This is a genomic window from Telluria sp. AZSoR62 (assembly GCF_058111565.1).
Map to the genome: position 1 here is coordinate 1 of NZ_JBYTST010000684.1, position 229 is coordinate 229.

Here is a 229-nt window from a genome sequence, read left to right on the forward strand (position 1 = left end):
ATCGTGTACTTCGGCAGGAGCCCCTCACCTATGGCGAGACCACCCTGGTCGTAGCCAGCGCCGGTCAACGCACCAACACCTTGACCGCCGAACTTCGGATCGCGAAGCAAATAGTTCAGCGACGCGCGCAGGTTCGCTTCCGGATCCCAGATGTTGTCGAAACCAGGGTCCTTGAACGATTCGAATGTTGGGTCGATGACCTGCGCGAGGCCCTTCGACGGGACACCGT

At 60.3% G+C, this 229-nt stretch carries 1 protein-coding gene; it reads right to left on the reverse strand.

The genetic code is table 11. The annotated features are described in order from the left end of the window. Window positions 1-229 (reverse strand): lysozyme family protein (locus AC3XQU_RS25155; RefSeq protein ID WP_489876804.1); only part of this gene is annotated, 229 nt, incomplete at both ends.